Origin of the sequence: Streptomyces sp. NBC_00443 (genome assembly GCF_036014175.1) — a bacterium.
In the GTDB taxonomy this organism is placed as follows: Bacteria; Actinomycetota; Actinomycetes; order Streptomycetales; family Streptomycetaceae; genus Streptomyces.
This window is the reverse complement of record NZ_CP107917.1, coordinates 5517575-5540577: the sequence shown is the minus strand read 5'-3', so window position 1 is coordinate 5540577 and position 23003 is coordinate 5517575. Positions and strand designations below refer to the sequence as shown.

The 23003-nt window shown below is 67.3% G+C and carries 13 protein-coding genes, 3 rRNA genes and 1 pseudogene; 6 read left to right on the top strand and 11 right to left on the bottom strand.

Features of this window, described 5'->3' with window-relative positions; translation table 11 throughout:
• Nucleotides 1-4: 4 nt before the first annotated feature.
• From OHO27_RS25150 to OHO27_RS25135, 4 genes are read left to right on the top strand one after another with little or no spacing between them, the layout of a single operon-like run.
• Nucleotides 5-730, top strand: coding sequence for a DUF4129 domain-containing protein (locus OHO27_RS25150; protein ID WP_328427245.1), 726 nt, complete (start codon nucleotides 5-7; stop codon nucleotides 728-730).
• Nucleotides 727-1935, top strand: a complete 1209-nt coding sequence (locus tag OHO27_RS25145) for a DUF4350 domain-containing protein (RefSeq protein ID WP_328427244.1) — start codon at nucleotides 727-729, stop codon at nucleotides 1933-1935. Before OHO27_RS25150 ends, OHO27_RS25145 begins: the two co-directional genes overlap by 4 nt.
• Complete coding sequence (locus OHO27_RS25140; protein WP_328430540.1) at nucleotides 1935-2924, top strand: AAA family ATPase; 990 nt, start codon at nucleotides 1935-1937, stop codon at nucleotides 2922-2924. Before OHO27_RS25145 ends, OHO27_RS25140 begins: the two co-directional genes overlap by 1 nt.
• Nucleotides 2924-4234 (top strand): DUF58 domain-containing protein, encoded by a 1311-nt coding sequence (locus OHO27_RS25135; RefSeq protein WP_328427243.1) that lies wholly within the window; start codon nucleotides 2924-2926, stop codon nucleotides 4232-4234. Before OHO27_RS25140 ends, OHO27_RS25135 begins: the two co-directional genes overlap by 1 nt.
• 116 nt (nucleotides 4235-4350) lie before the next feature.
• Here the strand turns inward: OHO27_RS25135 and rrf are convergent.
• From rrf to OHO27_RS25115, 4 genes are all read right to left on the bottom strand, one after another.
• Nucleotides 4351-4467 (bottom strand): 5S ribosomal RNA (gene rrf, locus OHO27_RS25130).
• 85 nt (nucleotides 4468-4552) lie between these two features.
• A 23S ribosomal RNA gene (locus OHO27_RS25125) occupies nucleotides 4553-7668 on the bottom strand.
• A gap of 314 nt (nucleotides 7669-7982) precedes the next feature.
• Nucleotides 7983-9507: ribosomal RNA gene (locus tag OHO27_RS25120) — 16S ribosomal RNA — on the bottom strand.
• The 16S, 23S and 5S rRNA genes sit together here, the layout of an rRNA operon.
• Before the next feature lie 555 nt (nucleotides 9508-10062).
• A complete protein-coding gene (locus OHO27_RS25115; protein WP_328427242.1) occupies nucleotides 10063-11070 on the bottom strand; it encodes a stage II sporulation protein M in 1008 nt (335 codons plus the stop codon).
• A 130-nt stretch (nucleotides 11071-11200) separates the two neighbouring features.
• Here OHO27_RS25115 and OHO27_RS25110 point away from each other — a divergent pair, with 130 nt between their 5' ends.
• Nucleotides 11201-12172, top strand: coding sequence for an RDD family protein (locus OHO27_RS25110; protein WP_328427241.1), 972 nt, complete (start codon nucleotides 11201-11203; stop codon nucleotides 12170-12172).
• A gap of 25 nt (nucleotides 12173-12197) precedes the next feature.
• Here the strand turns inward: OHO27_RS25110 and OHO27_RS25105 are convergent.
• Nucleotides 12198-12810, bottom strand: a pseudogene (locus tag OHO27_RS25105) (hypothetical protein).
• 198 nt (nucleotides 12811-13008) lie between these two features.
• A complete protein-coding gene (gene ahcY / locus OHO27_RS25100) occupies nucleotides 13009-14466 on the bottom strand; it encodes an adenosylhomocysteinase (RefSeq protein WP_328430539.1) in 1458 nt (485 codons plus the stop codon).
• A gap of 550 nt (nucleotides 14467-15016) precedes the next feature.
• On the opposite strand from ahcY, the gene OHO27_RS25095 reads away from it, so the two are divergent.
• Nucleotides 15017-17143: a fructose-specific PTS transporter subunit EIIC gene (locus OHO27_RS25095; protein WP_328427240.1), complete on the top strand. Its 2127-nt coding sequence runs from the start codon at nucleotides 15017-15019 to the stop codon at nucleotides 17141-17143.
• Nucleotides 17144-17211: 68 nt separating this feature from the next.
• On the opposite strand, the gene OHO27_RS25090 is transcribed toward OHO27_RS25095, so the two are convergent.
• From OHO27_RS25090 to OHO27_RS25070, 5 genes are all read right to left on the bottom strand, one after another.
• Entirely contained in the window at nucleotides 17212-18192 is a 981-nt protein-coding gene (locus OHO27_RS25090) for a cation diffusion facilitator family transporter (RefSeq protein WP_328427239.1), read from the bottom strand.
• 178 nt (nucleotides 18193-18370) lie between these two features.
• Nucleotides 18371-19522 (bottom strand): mannose-6-phosphate isomerase, class I, encoded by a 1152-nt coding sequence (gene manA / locus OHO27_RS25085; RefSeq protein ID WP_328427238.1) that lies wholly within the window; start codon nucleotides 19520-19522, stop codon nucleotides 18371-18373.
• A gap of 117 nt (nucleotides 19523-19639) precedes the next feature.
• Nucleotides 19640-20773 carry an SIS domain-containing protein gene (locus OHO27_RS25080; RefSeq protein WP_328427237.1) on the bottom strand — a complete coding sequence of 378 codons (1134 nt, stop codon included), beginning with the start codon at nucleotides 20771-20773 and terminating at the stop codon, nucleotides 19640-19642.
• Between the two features lie 361 nt (nucleotides 20774-21134).
• Entirely contained in the window at nucleotides 21135-21305 is a 171-nt protein-coding gene (locus tag OHO27_RS25075) for a Trm112 family protein (protein WP_328427236.1), read from the bottom strand.
• A 321-nt stretch (nucleotides 21306-21626) separates the two neighbouring features.
• The gene (locus tag OHO27_RS25070) at nucleotides 21627-22991 is read right to left on the bottom strand and encodes a phosphomannomutase/phosphoglucomutase (RefSeq protein ID WP_328427235.1); all 1365 of its coding nucleotides are present in this window, start codon (nucleotides 22989-22991) and stop codon (nucleotides 21627-21629) included.
• Nucleotides 22992-23003 lie beyond the last annotated feature (12 nt).

Sequence of the window (23003 nt, the reverse complement as noted above, 5' to 3'; positions counted from 1 at the left end):
ACCGGTGAGCCTGGCGGGGGGAGTTCTCACAACAGCGTCAGCACTGTCGCTGACGGCACGCTCGGCCGACGAGCCACCACTGACGATCCCGCGCGATCCCGCGCGGGAGGCGGCCCGTCGCGAGCTGTCCAAGCAGATGTACCACGAGAACGAGCCCAGCTGGTTCCAGCGGGCCCTGGACGCCTTCTGGGACTGGGTCGAGGACTTGTTCAACAGTGCCTCGACCGTGACACCCGGGGGACCGCTCGGGCTGGTCGTCGTCATCCTGGTCGTCGTCGCGGTCCTCGGCGCCCTGTGGTGGCGCCTGGGCACCCCGCGCCGCCAACCCACCTCCTCCGCAGCCCTGTTCGACGACCGCCCCCGCAGCGCCGCCGAACACCGGGCCGCCGCCGAGGCACACGCAGTCCAGGGCCACTGGAACCAGGCCGTCCAGGAACGCATGCGCGCCATCGTCCGCTCCCTCGAGGAGCGCGCACTTCTCGACATACGCCCCGGCCGCACCGCGGACGAGGCCGCCGCCGAAGCAGGCCGCTCACTGCCCGCCCATACGGACCGACTGCGCGCCGCCGCACGGGACTTCGATGACGTGACGTACGGCGGCAGGACCGCGACCCAGCAGGCGTACCAGCGCATCGCGGACCTCGACCGCGACCTGGAGAACAGCAAGCCACAACTCGCGAGCAGCGCCCCCAGTACGGCCCCCAACACCCGCCAGGGAGCCGCCGAATGACCACCGAGGCCACGCTCCCGTCCACCTCGGCCTCGCCCACCCCACGCCAGGTGTGGACCCACGCGCGAGGCATCGCTCTCGCCGTCGTACTCCTCCTCGTGGCGGCCGTCGTGATCGCCACGATCCGCTCCGACTCCCGGCACGGCACCCTCGACCCACGCTCCGCCGACCCCAAGGGCAGCCGGGCCGTCGCCGAACTCCTCGCCGACCGCGACGTGGACACGCGCGTGGTCACCACCCTGGACGACGCACGCGCCGCGGCCGCCCCGGACACCACCCTCCTGGTCGCCTCCCCAGACCTTCTGACGCACCGTCAACAGTCCTGGCTGCGCTCGTCGACCGCCGGCTCCGGCGGACGGACCGTACTCGTCGCCCCCGGCAGCTGGTCCGTCGAACGGCTCGTCCCCGGCGTCACCGCGGACCCCGCCACCAGCCTCGACTCGGAGCTCACCCCCGACTGCTCTCTGCCCGCCGCCCGGCGCGCGGGCACCGCCGACCTGGGCGGCGTCCGCTACACCACCACCCATCTCGACGCCGACGAGTGCTACCCGAGCGAGCGCCTCGCCACCCTGCTGCGCGTCCCGGACTCCACCGGGGACGGCGACGGCGACACCGTCGTCCTCGGCGCCCCCGACATCCTCAACAACGACCGCCTCGACGAGCAGGGCAACGCCTCGCTCGCCCTCCAACTCCTCGGCTCCCGGCCCCATGTGGTCTGGTACCTCCCCTCGCTCTCCGACACGTCGGCCGCCGACACGGACGACGAACGCAGCTTCTTCGACCTGCTCCCCGCGGGCTGGCTCTGGGGCACGCTGCAGCTCTTCATCGCCGCAGCCCTGGCCGCCCTCTGGCGGGCACGTCGGCTCGGCCCCCTGGTGCCCGAAAAACTCCCCGTGGCGATCCGCGCCTCCGAAACCGTCGAAGGCCGCGCCCGCCTCTACCGCAAGGCCAACGCCCGCGACCGCGCGACCGCCGCTCTTCGCTCCACCACCCGCACGCGCCTCGCCCCCCTCGTAGGTGTCCCCGTCACTCAGGCGCACACGCCCGAGGCCCTGCTCCCCGCCCTGTCCGCCCACCTCCACCACCATGGCGACGGACAGACCCTGCACACCCTCCTCTTCGGCCCGCCACCCGGCGACGACGCAGCACTCATCGCTCTCGCCGACCAACTCGACGCCCTCGAAAGAGAGGTACGCCGTCCATGATGGACCCGACCACTGACAACGCCGGGAACACCGGGGATCCGGGCACCGCCCGCGCCTCCCTGGAGGCCCTGCGCGCCGAGATCGCCAAAGCCGTGGTCGGCCAGGACCCCGCCGTGACCGGCCTCGTCGTCGCACTCCTGTGCCGCGGCCACGTCCTCCTCGAAGGCGTCCCCGGCGTCGCCAAGACCCTCCTCGTCCGCGCCCTCGCATCCGCCCTCGAACTCGACACCAAGCGCGTCCAGTTCACCCCCGACCTCATGCCGAGCGACGTGACGGGCTCCCTCGTCTACGACACGCGCTCCGCCGAGTTCTCCTTCCAGCCCGGCCCGGTCTTCACCAACCTCCTCCTGGCCGACGAGATCAACCGGACTCCCCCCAAGACCCAGTCGTCCCTCCTGGAAGCCATGGAGGAACGCCAGGTCACGGTCGACGGCACCCCCCGCCTCCTCCCCGATCCGTTCCTCGTCGCGGCAACCCAGAACCCGGTGGAATACGAGGGCACGTACCCCCTCCCCGAGGCACAGCTGGACCGTTTCCTCCTCAAGCTCACGATCCCGCTTCCCTCCCGCCAGGACGAGATCGACGTCCTCACCCGCCACGCCGAGGGCTTCAACCCGCGCGACCTGCGCGGCGCCGGCCTACGCCCCGTAGCGGGCCCCGCAGACCTTGAAGCGGCGCGCGCTGCCGTGGCAAAGACGACGATCTCCCCCGAGATCACGGCCTACGTGGTCGACATCTGCCGAGCCACCCGCGAATCCCCCTCCCTCACCCTGGGAGTCTCCCCACGCGGCGCCACGGCCCTCCTGGCCACCGCCCGCGCGTGGGCATGGCTCACAGGCCGCGACTACGTCATCCCCGACGACGTGAAGGCCCTGGCCCTCCCCACCCTCCGCCACCGCGTACAGCTCCGCCCGGAGGCCGAGATGGAAGGCGTCACAGCCGACTCCGTGATCAACGCGATCCTCACCCACGTCCCCGTCCCGCGCTGATGGCACTCACCGGACGAGCCGCGCTCCTCGCGGCCCTGGGCTCCCTCCCCGTAGGCATCTGGGACCCCAGCTGGACCGGCATCCTCGCGGTCAACGCTCCCCTGGTAGCGGCCTGCGCCTGCGACTTCGCGCTGGCCGCACCCGTACGCCGCCTGGGCCTGACCCGCTCCGGCGACACCTCCGTACGCCTTGGCGAAACGGCCGACGTCACCCTCACGATCACCAACCCGTCCCGTCGCCCCCTCCGCGCCCATCTACGCGACGCCTGGCCCCCCAGCAGCTGGCAGCCGGGCACAGAGGTAGCAGCCTCCCGCCACCGCGTGACAGTCCCTGCAGGCGAACGCCGCCGCATCACCACCCGCCTGCGCCCCACCCGCCGCGGTGACCGCCAGACCGACCGCGTGACGATCCGCTCCTACGGCCCCCTACGCCTCTTCTCCCGCCAGGGCACCCACAACGTCCCCTGGACGGTACGGGTCCTCCCCCCGTTCACAAGCCGCAAGCACCTCCCCTCCAAACTGGCCCGCCTACGCGAACTCGACGGCCGCACCAGCGTGCTCACCCGCGGCGAGGGCACCGAATTCGACAGCCTGCGCGAATACGTCCCCGGCGACGACACCCGCTCCATCGACTGGCGCGCCACAGCCCGCCAATCCACGGTCGCCGTACGCACATGGCGCCCCGAACGCGACCGCCACATCCTCCTCGTCCTGGACACCGGCCGAACCTCAGCAGGCCGCGTAGGCGACGCTCCCCGCCTGGACGCCTCCATGGACGCCGCACTGCTCCTGGCAGCCCTCGCCTCCCGCGCCGGCGACCGCGTGGACCTTCTCGCATACGACCGCCGAGTACGAGCCCTCGTCCAGGGCCGCACAGCAGGCGACGTCCTTCCCTCCCTGGTCAACGCGATGGCCACACTCGAACCCGAGCTGATCGAAACGGACGCTCGAGGCCTGACGGCCACGGCTCTCCGTACGGCCCCCCGCCATTCCCTGATCGTGCTGCTGACGACCCTCGACGCGGCTCCCATCGAGGAGGGCCTGCTCCCAGTGCTGTCCCAACTCACCCAGCGCCACACAGTTCTGCTGGCATCAGTAGCGGACCCCCACATCGCACACATGGCAACCGCACGCGGAAACACAGACGCCGTATACGAGGCCGCAGCCGCCGCCCAGGCCCAGAGCGACCGCCACCGCACGGCAGAACAACTCCGCCGTCACGGCGTCACGGTCGTCGACGCGATCCCAGAAGAACTCGCGCCGGCACTGGCAGACGCGTATCTGGCCCTCAAAACAGCGGGACGCCTCTAACCGGAGGAGATTCGAAGGAGCTCTCTCATCAGAGAGAGCCCCGAAATCACGCTTGCGCAAACCACCACAAACGCAGAAAGGCCCACACCATAAGGTGTGGGCCTTTCTCACAATTTGTTCGGCGGCGTCCTACTCTCCCACAGGGTCCCCCCTGCAGTACCATCGGCGCTGTAAGGCTTAGCTTCCGGGTTCGAAATGTAACCGGGCGTTTCCCTCACGCTATAACCACCGAAACACTATGAAACTGTCAGCCGCACCGTATGTGGCCATACGGGGCTGTTCGTGGTTTCAGAACCAACACAGTGGACGCGAGCATCTATGGACAAGCCCTCGGCCTATTAGTACCGGTCACCTCCACACGTTGCCGTGCTTCCAGATCCGGCCTATCAACCCAGTCGTCTACTGGGAGCCTTACCCCATCAAGTGGGTGGGAATACTCATCTCGAAGCAGGCTTCCCGCTTAGATGCTTTCAGCGGTTATCCCTCCCGAACGTAGCCAACCAGCCATGCCCTTGGCAGAACAACTGGCACACCAGAGGTTCGTCCGTCCCGGTCCTCTCGTACTAGGGACAGCCCTTCTCAATATTCCTGCGCGCGCAGCGGATAGGGACCGAACTGTCTCACGACGTTCTAAACCCAGCTCGCGTACCGCTTTAATGGGCGAACAGCCCAACCCTTGGGACCGACTCCAGCCCCAGGATGCGACGAGCCGACATCGAGGTGCCAAACCATCCCGTCGATATGGACTCTTGGGGAAGATCAGCCTGTTATCCCCGGGGTACCTTTTATCCGTTGAGCGACGGCGCTTCCACAAGCCACCGCCGGATCACTAGTCCCGACTTTCGTCCCTGCTCGACCCGTCGGTCTCACAGTCAAGCTCCCTTGTGCACTTACACTCAACACCTGATTGCCAACCAGGCTGAGGGAACCTTTGGGCGCCTCCGTTACTCTTTAGGAGGCAACCGCCCCAGTTAAACTACCCATCAGACACTGTCCCTGATCCGGATCACGGACCCAGGTTAGACATCCAGCACGACCAGAGTGGTATTTCAACGATGACTCCCCCTGAACTGGCGTCCAGAGTTCACAGTCTCCCACCTATCCTACACAAGCCGAACCGAACACCAATATCAAACTGTAGTAAAGGTCCCGGGGTCTTTCCGTCCTGCTGCGCGAAACGAGCATCTTTACTCGTAGTGCAATTTCACCGGGCCTATGGTTGAGACAGTCGAGAAGTCGTTACGCCATTCGTGCAGGTCGGAACTTACCCGACAAGGAATTTCGCTACCTTAGGATGGTTATAGTTACCACCGCCGTTTACTGGCGCTTAAGTTCTCAGCTTCGCCAGGACGAATCCTGACTAACCGGTCCCCTTAACGTTCCAGCACCGGGCAGGCGTCAGTCCGTATACATCGCCTTACGGCTTCGCACGGACCTGTGTTTTTAGTAAACAGTCGCTTCTCGCTGGTCTCTGCGGCCACCCCCAGCTCACCGAGTAAATCGGATCACCGGTGATGGCCCCCTTCTCCCGAAGTTACGGGGGCATTTTGCCGAGTTCCTTAACCATAGTTCACCCGAACGCCTCGGTATTCTCTACCTGACCACCTGAGTCGGTTTAGGGTACGGGCCGCCATGAAACTCGCTAGAGGCTTTTCTCGACAGCATAGGATCATCCACTTCACCACAATCGGCTCGGCATCAGGTCTCAGCCTCATGTGCGACGGATTTACCTATCGCACGGCCTACACCCTTACCCCGGGACAACCACCGCCCGGGCTGGACTACCTTCCTGCGTCACCCCATCACTCACCTACTACAGGTCTGGTCCGTCGGCTCCACCACTCCCCTTTGCCCGAAGGCTCCAGGGCGGCTTCACGGACTTAGCATCGCCTGGTTCAATGTTTGACGCTTCACAGCGGGTACCGGAATATCAACCGGTTATCCATCGACTACGCCTGTCGGCCTCGCCTTAGGTCCCGACTTACCCTGGGCAGATCAGCTTGACCCAGGAACCCTTAGTCAATCGGCGCACACGTTTCTCACGTGTGAATCGCTACTCATGCCTGCATTCTCACTCGTGAACCGTCCACCACTGCCTTCCGGCGCGGCTTCACCCGGCACACGACGCTCCCCTACCCATCACAGCCGCCGTTGGGCGTATTGCTGCAATGACACGACTTCGGCGGTACGCTTGAGCCCCGCTACATTGTCGGCGCGGAATCACTAGACCAGTGAGCTATTACGCACTCTTTCAAGGGTGGCTGCTTCTAAGCCAACCTCCTGGTTGTCTCTGCGACTCCACATCCTTTCCCACTTAGCGTACGCTTAGGGGCCTTAGTCGATGCTCTGGGCTGTTTCCCTCTCGACCATGGAGCTTATCCCCCACAGTCTCACTGCCGCGCTCTCACTTACCGGCATTCGGAGTTTGGCTAAGGTCAGTAACCCGGTAGGGCCCATCGCCTATCCAGTGCTCTACCTCCGGCAAGAAACACACGACGCTGCACCTAAATGCATTTCGGGGAGAACCAGCTATCACGGAGTTTGATTGGCCTTTCACCCCTAACCACAGGTCATCCCCCAGGTTTTCAACCCTGGTGGGTTCGGTCCTCCACGAAGTCTTACCTCCGCTTCAACCTGCCCATGGCTAGATCACTCCGCTTCGGGTCTTGAGCGCGCTACTGAACCGCCCTATTCGGACTCGCTTTCGCTACGGCTTCCCCACACGGGTTAACCTCGCAACACACCGCAAACTCGCAGGCTCATTCTTCAAAAGGCACGCAGTCACGAGAATGTGCAAGCACATTCCGACGCTCCCACGGCTTGTAGGCACACGGTTTCAGGTACTATTTCACTCCCCTCCCGGGGTACTTTTCACCATTCCCTCACGGTACTATCCGCTATCGGTCACCAGGGAATATTTAGGCTTAGCGGGTGGTCCCGCCAGATTCACACGGGATTTCTCGGGCCCCGTGCTACTTGGGTGTCTCTCAAACGAGCCGCTGATGTTTCGACTACGGGGGTCTTACCCTCTACGCCGGACCTTTCGCATGTCCTTCGCCTACATCAACGGTTTCTGACTCGCCTCACAGCCGGCAGACTGTGAAAGAGAGATCCCACAACCCCGCATACGCAACCCCTGCCGGGTCTCACACGTATACGGTTTAGCCTCATCCGGTTTCGCTCGCCACTACTCCCGGAATCACGGTTGTTTTCTCTTCCTGCGGGTACTGAGATGTTTCACTTCCCCGCGTTCCCTCCACTTGCCCTATGTGTTCAGGCAAGGGTGACAGCCCATGACGACTGCCGGGTTTCCCCATTCGGAAACCCCCGGATCAAAGCCTGGTTGACGACTCCCGGGGACTATCGTGGCCTCCCACGTCCTTCATCGGTTCCTGGTACCAAGGCATCCACCGTGCGCCCTTAAAAACTTGGCCACAGATGCTCGCGTCCACTGTGCAGTTCTCAAACAACGACCAGTACACCGTCACACACCCCTTAACAGGAGTGCTTCACCGGCGCCGGCAACCGAAGCACAACCTCACGGCCGTTACTTCAGACACCCAACAGCGTGCCCGGCACCCCTCGCCACTCGTGATCAGCGTTCCACGCTCCGAAGAGCAGTACTGGCAGCCCGAGATGACTGAGAGTGCCGAATAATCAACGTTCCACCCATGAGCAACCACCGCAGAACGTTTGCCTGCGTAGTGGCCTCTGAACCAGGCAAGCCCGGCTTAGAAGTGCTCCTTAGAAAGGAGGTGATCCAGCCGCACCTTCCGGTACGGCTACCTTGTTACGACTTCGTCCCAATCGCCAGTCCCACCTTCGACAGCTCCCTCCCACAAGGGGTTGGGCCACCGGCTTCGGGTGTTACCGACTTTCGTGACGTGACGGGCGGTGTGTACAAGGCCCGGGAACGTATTCACCGCAGCAATGCTGATCTGCGATTACTAGCAACTCCGACTTCATGGGGTCGAGTTGCAGACCCCAATCCGAACTGAGACAGGCTTTTTGAGATTCGCTCCACCTCACGGTATCGCAGCTCATTGTACCTGCCATTGTAGCACGTGTGCAGCCCAAGACATAAGGGGCATGATGACTTGACGTCGTCCCCACCTTCCTCCGAGTTGACCCCGGCGGTCTCCTGTGAGTCCCCATCACCCCGAAGGGCATGCTGGCAACACAGAACAAGGGTTGCGCTCGTTGCGGGACTTAACCCAACATCTCACGACACGAGCTGACGACAGCCATGCACCACCTGTACACCGACCACAAGGGGGGCACTATCTCTAATGCTTTCCGGTGTATGTCAAGCCTTGGTAAGGTTCTTCGCGTTGCGTCGAATTAAGCCACATGCTCCGCTGCTTGTGCGGGCCCCCGTCAATTCCTTTGAGTTTTAGCCTTGCGGCCGTACTCCCCAGGCGGGGAACTTAATGCGTTAGCTGCGGCACCGACGACGTGGAATGTCGCCAACACCTAGTTCCCACCGTTTACGGCGTGGACTACCAGGGTATCTAATCCTGTTCGCTCCCACGCTTTCGCTCCTCAGCGTCAGTAATGGCCCAGAGATCCGCCTTCGCCACCGGTGTTCCTCCTGATATCTGCGCATTTCACCGCTACACCAGGAATTCCGATCTCCCCTACCACACTCTAGCTAGCCCGTATCGAATGCAGACCCGGGGTTAAGCCCCGGGCTTTCACACCCGACGTGACAAGCCGCCTACGAGCTCTTTACGCCCAATAATTCCGGACAACGCTTGCGCCCTACGTATTACCGCGGCTGCTGGCACGTAGTTAGCCGGCGCTTCTTCTGCAGGTACCGTCACTTTCGCTTCTTCCCTGCTGAAAGAGGTTTACAACCCGAAGGCCGTCATCCCTCACGCGGCGTCGCTGCATCAGGCTTTCGCCCATTGTGCAATATTCCCCACTGCTGCCTCCCGTAGGAGTCTGGGCCGTGTCTCAGTCCCAGTGTGGCCGGTCGCCCTCTCAGGCCGGCTACCCGTCGTCGCCTTGGTGAGCCATTACCTCACCAACAAGCTGATAGGCCGCGGGCTCATCCTTCACCGCCGGAGCTTTCAACCTTCACAGATGCCAGTGAAGGTGGTATCCGGTATTAGACCCCGTTTCCAGGGCTTGTCCCAGAGTGAAGGGCAGATTGCCCACGTGTTACTCACCCGTTCGCCACTAATCCCCACCGAAGTGGTTCATCGTTCGACTTGCATGTGTTAAGCACGCCGCCAGCGTTCGTCCTGAGCCAGGATCAAACTCTCCGTGAATGTTTACCCGTAATCGGGTGCACACATCACGAGAGCGGAACAACCACCGGAATAAGGCGGTCGTTCACAACGTCCTCGCTGTGTTTTTTCAAAGGAACCTCGCCCTCTCGAATGAGAGAGACGGGGTATCAACATATCTGGCGTTGATTTTTGGCACGCTGTTGAGTTCTCAAGGAACGGACGCTTCCTTTGTACTCACCCTCTCGGGCTTTCCTCCGGGCGCTTCCCTTCGGTCTTGCGTTTCCGACTCTATCAGACCTTTTCTCGATCCGATTTCCTCGGTGCTTTCCAGGTTTCCGCTCTCGCGTTTCCCTTTCCGGCGACTCCGACTTTATCAGAAGTTCCGGGCCGGATTGACCAGCCACTCTTTTCCGAATCATCGGGAGGGCTTCTCGGGAATCGAAGTTCCACGGAAGCAGATAGATAGTCACTCTGCCTGGCTGGACTCTCATCCACTTCCAGGCAACTGTTCAAATCTACCTCCCCGCCAGCTCCGTGTCAACGGCGCTTGTGGGGCGAAGAGGAGACTAGCAGCTCAGCGGGCGTGCCCGCACATCAGGCTGCGGTGGGAACCGCGGCGCTTCGCTCGGCAGCATCGACGTCGCCTGTCTCCCCCGCGCGGGCAGCACGGCCGCCGAGGACATAGACGTATGCAAGGAAGGCCAGCTCAGCGAAGACGCCGATGCTGATGCGCGCCCAAGTCGGCAGGCCGGACGGGGTCACGAAGCCTTCGATGGCGCCGGAGACGAAGAGGACCAGGGCGAGGCCTATTGCCATGCCTATCGCGGCTCGGCCCTCCTCGGCGAGAGCTGAGCGTCGCGTGCGGGGGCCCGGGTCGATGAGGGTCCAGCCGAGGCGTAGGCCGGTCCCGGCGGCGACGAAGACCGCGGTCAGTTCGAGGAGACCGTGCGGCAGGACGAGGCCGAGGAAAGTGTCGAGGCGACCTGCTGAGGACATCAGGCCGAAGCCGACACCGAGGTTGAGCATGTTCTGGAAGAGGATCCAGAGGACCGGGAGGCCGAGGAAGACGCCGAGGATCAGGCAGAGGGCGGCGGCCCAGGCGTTGTTCGTCCAGACCTGGGCTGCGAAGGAGGCCGCGGGGTGGCTGGAGTAGTACGTCTCGTACTGGCCACCGGGGCGGGTCAGCTCGCGTAGTTCGCTGGGGGCGGCAATTGTGGCCTGTACTTCGGGATGGGTGCCGATCCACCAGCCCAGGAGGGCCGCGACCAGGGTGGACAGGAGTGCGGTAGGCACCCACCAGTGGCGCGACCGGTATACGGCGGCCGGGAATCCGTAGGCCAGGAAGCGGGTGACGTCACGCCAGGAGGCGCGTCGAGTGCCTGTCACCGCGCTACGCGCGCGTGCCACCAGCTGGCTGAGCCGGCCGGTCAGCTGCGGGTCGGGCGCGTTGGACTGGATCAGGGAGAGATGGGTGGCGGTGCGCTGGTAGAGCGCGACGAGTTCGTCGGCCTCGGCGCCGGTGAGACGACGCTGGCGTCCGAGGAGGACGTCGAGGCGGTCCCACTCGGCTCGGTGGGCGGTGACGAAGACGTCGAGGTCCATCTGGTTTTCTGCTCCCCGGCTGTTCGTCGGCGACTCGTCGTAGGTGTCAGCTTGTCGTACTGCGGCGCGATGCGCCCTCAGCTTGGCAGACTGGCCATTCCAAGGGCAGGTCAGGGGAAGGAAGTACGGCGTGAGTGAGCTGGTGACGGGCGAGGCGGTGGCGCTGGAGTTGCGCCCCGCGAAGCTGCCCAGCAGGGCCTTGGCCGTGCTGCTTGATCTGGCCGTGGCTGTGATCGCCTACATCGTCGTGACCATCGGCGTTGTGGCTGCCACCGCTTCCCTGGACGAGGCGGCGCAGACCGCGCTGTCGATCGCGATGTTCGTTCTGCTGCTGGTCGGCGGGCCGATCGCGGTCGAGACGCTCAGCCATGGGCGCTCGCTCGGGAAGCTGGCGTGCGGCTTGAGGGTCGTACGTGACGACGGTGGGCCGATCCGGTTCCGGCACGCGCTGGTGCGTGGCCTCATAGGCGTGATCGAGATTCTGATGACGCTCGGTGTCGTCGCTGTCATCGCGTCGCTGGTGTCCGCGCGCGGGCGACGGCTCGGTGATGTCTTCGCCGGCACTCTCGTCGTGCGGGAGCGGGTGCCCCTCGCGCGGACGGGATTCGTGCCGCCCCCTCCGCCGTGGCTGGCCGGGCGGTTCTCGGGGCTTGATCTGTCGGCGGTTCCTGATGGTCTGTGGCTCGCCATTCGTCAGTATCTGACGCGGATGCAGCAACTCGACCCGCAGGTCGGCTGGAGCATGGCGGAGCAGCTGGCCACGGACCTCGCGGCTCGCACCGGCACGCCGGCGCCGCAGGGTGTTCCGCCGGCGGCGTATCTGGCGGCTGTTCTGCAGGAGCGGCAGGCGCGGGAGGCACGGCGGGCCTTCAGCCACGGGTCGTTCGGGGGTAATGCACCCACTGTGAGTGATGCGGGGGCTGGGGCTGGTGGGGCCGGCGCGTACGGTCCCCCGGTTGTGCCGACGGCAGCCGCTGCGGTGCCTCCGCCTTCCCCGTATGGCGTGGAAGGGGAGCGTTCCTCGGCGCCGCATGACGAAGTACAGCAGCCGCCGGCGCCGGTGGACGACCGACCCTCCACGGGCTTCGCCCCGCCGGCCTAGCTCCTCCCAGGCCGGGGACCGTCGCTCAAGCGAACGTCGACGGCGGCGATTCCAGGTCCTCCAGCTCGATGCCGGGTGCCGCGAGGACCACGTCGCCGGTGATGTGTACGGCGTGCTGCTCGCCGGTGTCCAGGGCTGTGACCTGGTACTCGTCCACGGTCAAAGGGCCGTTGTCAGTGGCGTGTGTTTCTCTGTTCACCAAGGCCCAGGACTGGTCCACGGTGCGGGGGGCGAGGACCGGGTCCGTGAAGGCCAGGAGGCGTACGCGGGTTGCCGAGGCGGAGGGGGTGAGGCGCAGGAGACGCGTGGTGGCGATGAGGAACGCGGGGGACGTCCCGGTGAAGGCATGGGCGCGCACATTGCCTTCCGTGGCCTGTACCCCGGTGGGGTCGGTACGGACCCAGGTGACGCCGTCGATGGCAGCACCGCGTACCTGCCAGCCACCGGCATGGAGTTCGAGACGGATGGGGCGGCCGAGTTCGTCGAGCGCGAGGTCGACGGAGCCGCTGTGATCGCCCGCCGGGGTGATCAGCTGGGAGACGTAGCGCCAGCCGGACGGGCCGGGGGCGCAGTGGAAGTGCTCTTCTGCGAGGGGTGTGATCGTGCGGATCGTGGAGCGAATAACGGCCGCGGGGCATCGGGGTCCTGGGTCTTGACGGGCTGGTCCGCCCACGCGGGCCACGGGGGTCGCGCGGGCTGAAAAGGGCCGCACGGGCCAAAGGGGCAGGCCCCCGGCACGGGGGTGCGGGGGCCTGCCTCGGAGGATCTGCTACCGACGGAGCGCGGCGCCGGCTGAGCAGCAACCCGGTTCGGCAGCGGCTCAGCGGTGGCCTGGCTCAGTAGCGGTAGTGGTCCGGCTTGTAGGGGCCCGCGACCTCGACGCCGATGTACGAGGCCTGCTCGGGGCGGAGCGTCGTCAGCTTCACGCCGAGCGAGTCCAGGTGCAGGCGGGCGACCTTCTCGTCCAGGTGCTTGGGCAGCGTGTACACGCCGGTCGGGTAGGCGTCCGGCTTGGTGAACAGCTCGATCTGGGCCAGCGTCTGGTCCGCGAAGGAGTTGGACATCACGAAGGACGGGTGACCGGTGGCGTTGCCCAGGTTCAGCAGGCGGCCCTCGGAGAGGACGATCAGCACCTTGCCGTCGGAGAAGGTCCAGGTGTGGACCTGCGGCTTGACCTCGTCCTTGACGATGCCCGGGATCTTGGCGAGGCCGGTCATGTCGATCTCGTTGTCGAAGTGGCCGATGTTGCCGACGATCGCCTGGTGCTTCATCTTGGCCATGTCCGAGGCCATGATGATGTCCTTGTTGCCGGTCGTGGTGATGAAGATGTCGGCCTTGTCGACGACCTCGTCGAGGGTCGTGACCTGGTAGCCGTCCATCGCCGCCTGCAGGGCGCAGATCGGGTCGATCTCGGTGATGATCACGCGGGCGCCCTGGCCGCGCAGGGACTCCGCGCAGCCCTTGCCCACGTCGCCGTAGCCGCAGACGACCGCGGTCTTGCCGCCGATCAGGACGTCGGTGGCGCGGTTGATGCCGTCGATCAGGGAGTGGCGGCAGCCGTACTTGTTGTCGAACTTCGACTTGGTGACGGCGTCGTTCACGTTGATCGCCGGGAACAGGAGGACGCCGTCGCGCTGCATCTCGTACAGACGGTGGACGCCGGTCGTGGTCTCCTCGGTCACGCCGCGGATCTCGGAGGACAGCTGGGTCCACTTCTGCGAGCCGTCCGTGATGGTGCGGTGCAGGAGCTCGAGGACGACGCGGTGCTCGTCGGACTCGGCGGTGTCGACCGAGGGGACCTTGCCGTCCTTCTCGTACTCGACGCCCTTGTGGACGAGGAGGGTGGCGTCACCGCCGTCGTCCAGGATCATGTTCGGGCCGCCGGTGGGGGTGTTCGGCCAGGTCAGCGCCTGCTCCGTGCACCACCAGTACTCCTCCAGGGTCTCGCCCTTCCAGGCGAAGACCGGGATGCCCTGGGGGTTGTCGGGCGTGCCGTTCGGGCCGACGGCGATCGCGGCGGCGGCGTGGTCCTGGGTGGAGAAGATGTTGCAGGACGCCCAGCGGACCTCGGCGCCCAGGGCGACCAGGGTCTCGATGAGGACGGCGGTCTGCACGGTCATGTGCAGGGAGCCGGTGACGCGGGCGCCGGCCAGCGGCTGCGCCTCGGCGTACTCCTTGCGGATCGCCATCAGGCCGGGCATCTCGTGCTCGGCGAGGTTGATCTCCTTGCGGCCGAAGTCGGCCAGGGAGAGGTCGGCGACCTTGAAGTCCTGTCGGTTCTCGACAGTCGTCATTACGAGCTGCTCCTCGGGGTTGGGGCGAGGGTGGGTACGGCTGGTCTGCACGGCGGCGGACACCGGGGTGCCCGAAGAGGACACAGGCATGCCCGCGTACGCGCAGCGCAGTCCGTCGGAGGCCCTCTCTCCCTCGGCCGGTCCGCGTCGGGACCGCCCGACCGCCATCAGCAGCGACGTCTGGCTCTGTCCCAAGCTACACCGGGACGCCCGGGAGCCACAGCGGGAGGCCTGGGCGTTCCCGATCCGTCTCGTCCGGCTCCGTACAGATCGCGCCATCGCGCACCCCGGGGCGGGAGGACAGCGGCAAGTTCACGGGTCGGCGGTCGGGGCCGGCAGCGGTCGTGGGCGGGGAGGTGCCGCGCGGGAGCGATAACAGGACACCAACGAACGGCGCACAGGTGGCGGCAAACCAGGGCGAAGCGTCACTTTTACCCCTTTGAGGCTGCGGCTAGGTGGGGCAGGATGCCCGGGAGATCTGAACAACTGATCGATCTTGCGGGCGGTCCGGGACGACGGTCCGCACGGACAAAGGCGTTAGGAGATCGACATGACCAGTCCGGCCGGCCCTCCCCCCACGGGCGGCGGAAGCGGCGAGCAGAAGCGGTTGAAGCTGCTCGCGGTGACCGCGTGCCCGACCGGCATCGCACACACGTACATGGCGGCGGAAAAGCTCGCGCAGGCTGCCGAGAACCGCGGCATCGACATGAAGGTGGAGACGCAGGGATCCATCGGGGCTGAAAACGTTCTCGATGACAACGATGTCAACACCGCGGACGGCATCATCGTCGCCGCGGACAAGGACGTGGACCTGAGCCGTTTCGCGGGCAAGCGGGTCCTCACGGTCGGGGTGGCGGAGGGCATACGCCACCCCGAGCGGCTGATCGAGCAGGTGCTGTCGGCGCCCGTGCACGAGGCAGGGGCGGTCACCGCGGCCTCGGGGGCCGGCGGTGGCAAGGAGCGGAGCGTCGGGTACAAGGCGCTGATGAACGGGGTCAGTTACATGATCCCGTTCGTCGTGGTCGGCGGGCTGCTGATCGCGATCTCGCTTTCACTCGGCGGGCACACCGACCCGTCGGGCGGTCTGGTCATCCCGAAGGACTCCTTCTGGATGGACGTGAACAACATCGGCGTCATCGGCTTCACGCTGATGGTGCCGATCCTGTCCGGTTACATCGCGTACGCCATCGGGGATCGGCCCGCGCTCGTGCCGGGCATGATCGGTGGCTGGATCGCCAACACCGGCGAGCTGTACGACTCCAAGGCGGGCGCCGGGTTCATCGGGGCGATCGTGACCGGGTTCCTCGCCGGGTATCTGGTGTTGTGGATCAAGAAGATCAAGGTTCCGAAGTTCGCGCAGCCGATCATGCCGATCATCGTGATCCCGATCGTGGCCACGACGGCGCTCGGGCTGTTCTTCATCTATGTCATCGGCAAGCCGATCTCCTGGGTGTTCGAGAACCTGACCGACTGGCTCAGCGGGATGACCGGCACGAGCGCGATCCTGCTCGGCGCGATTCTCGGGCTGATGATCGCGTTCGACATGGGCGGGCCGGTCAACAAGACGGCTTTCCTGTTCGGCGCCGGGCTCATCGCGACCGGCAACCAGACGGTCATGGGCATGTGCGCGGCCGCGATCCCGGTCATGCCGTTGGGTCAGGGGCTCGCCACGCTGATACGCAAGCGGCTGTACACCGAGCAGGAGCGGGAGACGGGGCTCGCCGCGCTGTTCATGGGTTGCTTCGGCATCTCTGAGGGCGCGATCCCGTTCGCCGCGGCGCGGCCCGCGCAGGTCATCCCGGCCAACATGCTCGGCGGCGCGGTCGCCGGTGCGATAGCCGGAGTCGCCGGCGTCGAGGACGCGGTGCCGCACGGCGGGCCGATCGTGGCGGTGCTGGGCGCGGTGAGTGGCGTGCCGATGTTCTTCGTGGCCGTCGTGATCGGCACGGTCGTCACCGCGCTGACGACGGTTGCCCTGGTGGACGTCAGTGAGCGCAGGAGGCGCGGGGAGGCCCTCGTCAGCACGGGCACGGGCACTGCCGGGCTCGAGCCCGCGCTGGTCGGTGCGGGTGCCGGAGTGCCGGGCGCCGGCGTCGCCGCTGTCGTGGCGCAGACTGCCGTACGTGAGTCGGCGGCGACCGGCTCGAGTCCGTCGCCGACGGGGCCGCCCGCGGTGTCCACGGGTGCCGCGGACGAGACGGAAGCCGACGATTCCCCTGCCGAGGTTCTCTCCGGCCACCTCACCGAGCAGACCGTGAAGGTGCGGCTCGACGCCTCCGACAAGGAGTCGGCGATCCGTGAGATGGCTGAGCTGCTGGCGGAAACCGGCAAGGTCGTGGACGTGGACGAGCTGGTGGCGACCGCGCTGCGGCGCGAGGCGCAGGGGACGACCGGGCTCGGTGAGGAGATCGCGATTCCGCATGCGAAGACCGATGCGGTGACCGCGCCGGTTGTCGGTTTCGCGCGGTCCGTGGAGGGCGTCGAGTGGGACTCGCTGGACGGTACGAGGGCGAGGCTGGTGTTCATGATCGCCGTACCGGAGGCGGCCGCGGGTGACGAGCATTTGCGGATTCTGTCGCTGCTGTCGCGGAAGTTGATGGACGCCGGGTTCCGGGAGCGGCTGTTGGCCGCGCCGGACGAGTCGGCCGTTCTCGGGGTGCTGCGCGAGGTCGGGTAGCCGGGAAACGGACGACGGGGCCCGCCGAGCGACTCGGCGGGCCCCGTCGTCCGTTGTCCTGCGAAACGTCAGTGGTCGGTGCCTTGGGGCGTCGGGCCGCCCGGCGCTGCCTCGCGGTCGGCGCCCTGGGCTGCCTCGGCCTCGCTGTAGATGTCGGGCTCGAGGTAGATCACGCGGGCGATCGGGACCGCCTCGCGGATGCGGGCCTCGGCGGCGTTGATGGCGGAGGCGATCTCGGCGCCCGTGTCGCCCTGCGGGACGGCGATCTTTGCGGCGACCAGGAGCTCCTCGGGGCCGAGGTGGAGCGTGCGCATGTGGATGATGCGGGTGACCACGTCGCCGTCGACGATGGCGGCCTCGATCTTCTGTTCGTCCTCGGCGCCCGCGGCCTCACCGAGCAGCAGCGACTTGGTTTCGATGGCCAGGACGACCGCGATCAGGACGAGCAGAACGCCGATGCAGATGGTGCCGATGCCGTCCCAGACGCCGTCGCCGGTGAGCAGGGCCAGGCCGACGCCGCCCAGGGCGAGGATCAGGCCGACCAGCGCGCCGAGGTCCTCCAGGAGGACGACGGGCAGCTCGGGCGCCTTGGCGTGGCGGACGAACTCCTTCCAGGACTTCTTGCCCCGCAGGAGGTTGGACTCCTTGATGGCCGTACGGAAGGAGAAGGTCTCGGCGATGATCGCGAAGACGAGAACGCCGACCGGCCAGTACCAGTGCTCGATGTCGTGCGGGTGCTTGATCTTCTCGTAGCCCTCGTAGAGGGCGAACATGCCGCCGACGGAGAACAGGATGATCGAGACGAGGAAGGCGTAGATGTAGCGCTCGCGGCCGTAGCCGAAGGGGTGCTGCGGGGTCGCCTCGCGCTTGGCCTTCTTGCCGCCGACCAGCAGGAGGGCCTGGTTGCCGGAGTCGGCGAGCGAGTGCACGCCTTCAGCGAGCATCGACGACGAGCCGCTGAACGCGAACGCAACGAACTTCGCTGCCGCGATCGCGAGGTTGGCGGCGAGTGCCGCCACGATCGCCTTGGTACCGCCTGACGCGCTCATGTGTCGCGTTGTCCCTTCGCCTTCGTCTTCATACGCCTGTACGCCTGTACGTCCGTACGCCGTTCAGGGCGTCGCCGAGGGGGCGCGCGGCCCCGTTCGGCTTTGCCCGTCCTTTGCCGGTGGGCCATTGTTGCAGCCCGGTCCGACAACGGCGCGCCGGGTCTTCGGATGCCCTCGGTCAGGCGACGACCGTGGCGCGGAAGACCGTGCCGGCACCGGACACTTCGGCCTTTTCACCTGCCGGTACGAAGACGGACCGACCGGGCGTCAGGTCGTGCTCGCCGATGCGGACGGAACCCGCCGTGCAGAGCAGGATCTGCGGGGTCGCGCGCGTGAGGTCGTGCGCTGTGGTGCCCTCCGGGAGGACGTACCGGGACAGCCGGAACTCGTCGATCGGGGTCTCGTAGACCTCCTCGCCGTCCGGGGCGGCCTCGGGGCGCAGCACGCCCGCGTCGCCCGCCTCGAAGCGGACGACGCGCAGGAGTTCGGGGACGTCGACGTGCTTGGGGGTCAGGCCGCAGCGCAGGACGTTGTCGGAGTTGGCCATGATCTCGACGCCGAGGCCGCTGAGGTAGGCGTGCGGGATGCCGGCGCCGAGGAACAGCGCCTCGCCGGGCTGCAGGCGGACGTGGTTGAGGAGCATGGCGGCGATGACGCCGGGGTCGCCGGGGTAGTGGTGGGCGAGGTCGGCGTACGGGGCGTAGTCGCCGCCGAGGCGGGCGCAGGCGGCCGCGGCGTCAGCGACCGTGCGGGCCATCTCGTCCGGGTCGGCGGTGAGGATCGCGGTGAGCACCTCGCGCAGGGCCGCGTCCTCGGGGTGGGCGTGCAGCAGGTCGACGTACGGCTTGAGGGAGTCGACGCCGAGGCCGTCCAGCGCGTCGGCTGCCTCGTTGGGGTTGCGGAAGCCGCACAGGCCGTCGAACTCGGTGAGCGCGCAGATCAGTTCGGGCTTGTGGTTGGCGTCCTTGTAGTTGCGGTGGCCGGCGTCCACCGGGATGTGCCGGCGCTCCTCGTCCTCGTAACCCTCCTTCGCCTGCTCCAGGTTGGGGTGCACCTGGAGGGAGAGCGGGGCGCCGGCGGCGAGGATCTTGAGGAGGAAGGGCAGGCGGGGGCCGAACTTCGCCACGGCCGCCTCGCCCAGCTCGCGCTCCGGGTCGGCCTCGATGACCTCGACCAGCGTGCCGCGCTCGGTGCGCGAGGGTGCGCCTGGGTGTGCGCCCATCCACATCTCCGCCTGCGGTTCGCCGGTCGGCTCGGCCCCGAGGAGCTTGGGGATCGCGGTGGTGGAACCCCAGGCGTAGGGGCGGACGGTGTTGTCGAGGCGGTCCATGCGGTTGTCTGCCTGCTCTCTGCTGGTCGCGGGTTCTCTTCGTGGTGGACGCCGGTTCGCCTTGTGTACGCCTGCCGGTTCCTGCGGCGTACGGCTGCCAGGGCCCCCTCGGACAGATCAGGCTCCCGAAGCGAGCGCCAGGTAAACGGCGGCGAAATCGGTGATGGCGATCAGTTCCGCGAGGGTCTCCAGCTCGCCGCCTGTTTCCGGCTCCAGTTCGCTGATCGGCGTGTCATGGCTCAGGGCCAGGTCGCGCGCGGCGGGCGCGGCGGTGAGGCCGCCGATCGGCCGGTCGCGCAGCAGCACCACGCGCGCGTGCAGGGCCGGTGTCTCCTCCACGCGGTCGCGGAAGAAGTCGTCGGGGTCGGCGTTCGCCGCGAGCCTGCCGGCGAGCAGGGCGCTGTGCGCGGCGAGTGCTTCGGGCAGTTCGGAGACGAGGGCGGGGTGGCCGGAGAGCTCGGCGAGCGCGGCGGCGAAGCGGCGGCCGGCCGGGCCGGCGGAGACGCCCTCGGTCCAGATCAACGGGAGCGAGTCGGCGAGTTCCGCGGCCAGGGTCTTGGCGGGGTTGCTGTAGGTCGCGATGGCGGGCCCGCAGCGTTCGGCGATGTGGTCGAGGCGGTCGGCGACCTTCTCCACGGCGTCGGGCGGAGCGGTGAGGATGCCCGTGCGGTCGAGGAGCGCCAGCAGCGGGGTGAGCAGGGCCCACAGGACGCCGGGGGCGGAGGCGGCGAGGACTTCTTCCTCCCCCTCCTCATACGGGGCGGTCGCCATCGGCACGAACAGGCCGTGGTTGTTGTGCACGGCTTCGGTGAGCGGGGAGCCTGCGGGGGCCACTGCGACGACCGTGAGACCGCGGCGGTACGCCTGCTCGGCGAGGAGCGACAGGCCCGGCTCGGTGCCGTCGGGGGTGGCGATCAGCAGCAGGTCCACGGAGCCGGCCCAGCCGGGGAGTTCCCAGCGCAGGGCGCCCGCGGCGGGGGCGACGCCTGCGGGAGCCAGCCGGGTGACGGGGCTGGTGGCGCCGGCGAGTGTGCCGAGCAGGTCGGCGACGCAGATGGCGGCGGCACCTGGGCCCGCGATGAGGATCGCGCGGGGACGGCCGTCGGGTTTGAGGTCGTTGATGCCGGCCTCGGCTGTGTGCCGGGCGGCGGTACGGACACGGGCGCCTGCTTCGGCCGCGCCGCGCAGCAGGGCACGGCGGTCGGCCTCGGCGAGCGCCTCCGGCGTGTCCAGCAACGATTCGTCGAGCATGGGCGGCAGCCTCCGATCGCCGGGATTCTTGGGGCGGGGGTCTTGCGCGGGTGTGCGTCGGGGGGCTTGCTCGGTCGGGGGGGCGCCGAGTGCGGGGCTTGGCTCCGGGTGGGGCTTGGTTCCGGGTGGGGCTTGGTTCCGGGTGGGGCTTGGTTCCGCGTGGGGCTTGGCTCGGCTCCGGGCGCCCGGGTGACGGCATCCGCCGGCGGTGGTCTCCTTGCCGGTGGCTGGAGTCCGTGCGCCGGGCCGGGATGGTGCGCGTCGGGGGCAGCGGGGCCGGACGTCTGTACGGCGGGGGCTGCTTGGTCCCGGACGATGACCGGTCGTTCAGGCGCCCTTGCGCCGGTGCCGTGGCGTCCCGTTACGCGGGGCGGCGGGCCTCGTCCACGAGCAGGACGGGGATGCCGTCGCGGACGGGGTACGCCAGGCCGCAGCCCTGGCCGGTGCAGATCAGCTCGGCCTCCTGCTCCTTGAGGGGGGCGTGGCAGGCCGGGCAGGCGAGGATCTCCAGGAGGCCGGCTTCCAGCGGCATGAGGTGTCCCTTCTGGGGCGGGTGGGGTGCGGTACGTGCGTGTGTGCGGATGTGCCTGGTCAGCGTACCGCCGGTGGGGGCGGGGTGCCGGGGTTGGGCGGTGGTGGGGTTGGCGGGGGTGTTTTTCGCCCCCGCCGCCCCTACCCTTCCCGTCCTTGAAGGGGCTCCGCCCCTTCGACCCCGGCCCTGGGGGCTGCCGCCCCCAGACCCCCCATCGGCCTGAACGGCCTCGTCCTCAAACGCCGGACGGGCTGACATACCGGGACCGGCGCCTGAGAGGCACCATTCGAAGGAGCGCAGCCCTCGCCCCCACGTGCCCCCTCAGCCCCTGATGATCGCCAACGCCTCGTCCCGCACCTTCGCCATCGTCGCCTCGTCCCGTGCCTCCGCGTTCAGGCGGAGCAGCGGCTCCGTGTTGGACGGGCGGACGTTGAACCACCAGTCGGCGGCCGTGACGGTAAGGCCGTCGAGTTCGTCGAGTTCCACGCCCTCTCGGGCCTGGTAGGCGGACTTGATGGCCGCCAGGCGGCCCGCCTGGTCGGCGACGGTGGAGTTGATCTCGCCTGAGCCGGCGTAGCGGTCGTACTGGGCGACCAGTCCGGACAGGGGGCCGTCCTGGCCACCTAGGGCCGCGAGGACGTGCAGGGCGGCCAGCATGCCGGTGTCGGCGTTCCAGAAGTCCTTGAAGTAGTAGTGGGCGGAGTGCTCGCCGCCGAAGATCGCGCCGGTCGTGGCCATCTCGGCCTTGATGAAGGAGTGGCCGACGCGGGTGCGGACCGGGGTGCCGCCGTTCTCCTTGACGACCTCCGGGACCGACCAGGAGGTGATCAGGTTGTGGATGACCGTGCCCTTGCCGCCGTGCTTGGCGAGCTCGCGCGAAGCCACCAGGGCGGTGATGGCGGACGGGGAGACGGGCGCGCCGCGCTCGTCGACGACGAAGCAGCGGTCGGCGTCGCCGTCGAAGGCGATGCCCAGGTCGGCGGACTCCTCGCGGACCCGCTTCTGGAGGTCGACGATGTTCGCCGGGTCCAGCGGGTTCGCCTCGTGGTTCGGGAATGTGCCGTCCAGCTCGAAGTACATCGGGACGACGTCCAGCGGGAGGTCCGCGAGCACGGTCGGCACGGTGTGACCCCCCATGCCGTTGCCCGCGTCGACGACGACCTTCAGGGGGCGGATGGAGGTCAGGTCCACGAGGGAGGTCAGGTGGGCCGCGTAGTCCTCCAGCGTGTCCCGCTGCGTGATCATTCCCGTCTTCGCGGCCGGTTCCGGGGCGCCCGACTCGGACCAGTCCTCGACCAGTTCGCGGATGTCCGCGAGGCCGGTGTCCTGGCCGACCGGGGCCGCGCCAGCGCGGCACATCTTGATGCCGTTGTACTGGGCCGGGTTGTGCGACGCCGTGAACATCGCGCCCGGGAGGTTCAGCGCACCCGAGGCGTAGTACAGCTGGTCGGTGGAGCACAGACCGATCTCGGTGACGTCGACGCCCTGGGTCGCCGCCCCGCGCGCGAAGGCGCGGGACAGACCGGGGGACGAGGGTCGCATGTCGTGCCCGATCACGATCGCGCTCGCGCCGGTCACCCGCACGAAGGCGGCCCCGAAGAGCTCGGCCAGGGACTCGTCCCACTGGTCCGGGACGACCCCTCGGACGTCGTACGCCTTCACGAGCTGTGACAGATCAGCAGCCACGGCCAACCCTCC

Coding starts and splice junctions, on each gene's coding strand:
- OHO27_RS25145 (WP_328427244.1), top strand. CDS start 727: ATGACCACCGAGGCCACGCTCCCGTCCACCTCGGCCTCGCCCACCCCA.
- OHO27_RS25095 (WP_328427240.1), top strand. CDS start 15,017: ATGACCAGTCCGGCCGGCCCTCCCCCCACGGGCGGCGGAAGCGGCGAG.
- manA (WP_328427238.1), bottom strand. CDS start 19,522: ATGGACCGCCTCGACAACACCGTCCGCCCCTACGCCTGGGGTTCCACC.
- OHO27_RS25115 (WP_328427242.1), bottom strand. CDS start 11,070: ATGGACCTCGACGTCTTCGTCACCGCCCACCGAGCCGAGTGGGACCGC.
- OHO27_RS25075 (WP_328427236.1), bottom strand. CDS start 21,305: ATGCCGCTGGAAGCCGGCCTCCTGGAGATCCTCGCCTGCCCGGCCTGC.
- OHO27_RS25140 (WP_328430540.1), top strand. CDS start 1,935: ATGGACCCGACCACTGACAACGCCGGGAACACCGGGGATCCGGGCACC.
- OHO27_RS25135 (WP_328427243.1), top strand. CDS start 2,924: ATGGCACTCACCGGACGAGCCGCGCTCCTCGCGGCCCTGGGCTCCCTC.
- OHO27_RS25090 (WP_328427239.1), bottom strand. CDS start 18,192: ATGAGCGCGTCAGGCGGTACCAAGGCGATCGTGGCGGCACTCGCCGCC.
- OHO27_RS25080 (WP_328427237.1), bottom strand. CDS start 20,773: ATGCTCGACGAATCGTTGCTGGACACGCCGGAGGCGCTCGCCGAGGCC.
- ahcY (WP_328430539.1), bottom strand. CDS start 14,466: ATGACGACTGTCGAGAACCGACAGGACTTCAAGGTCGCCGACCTCTCC.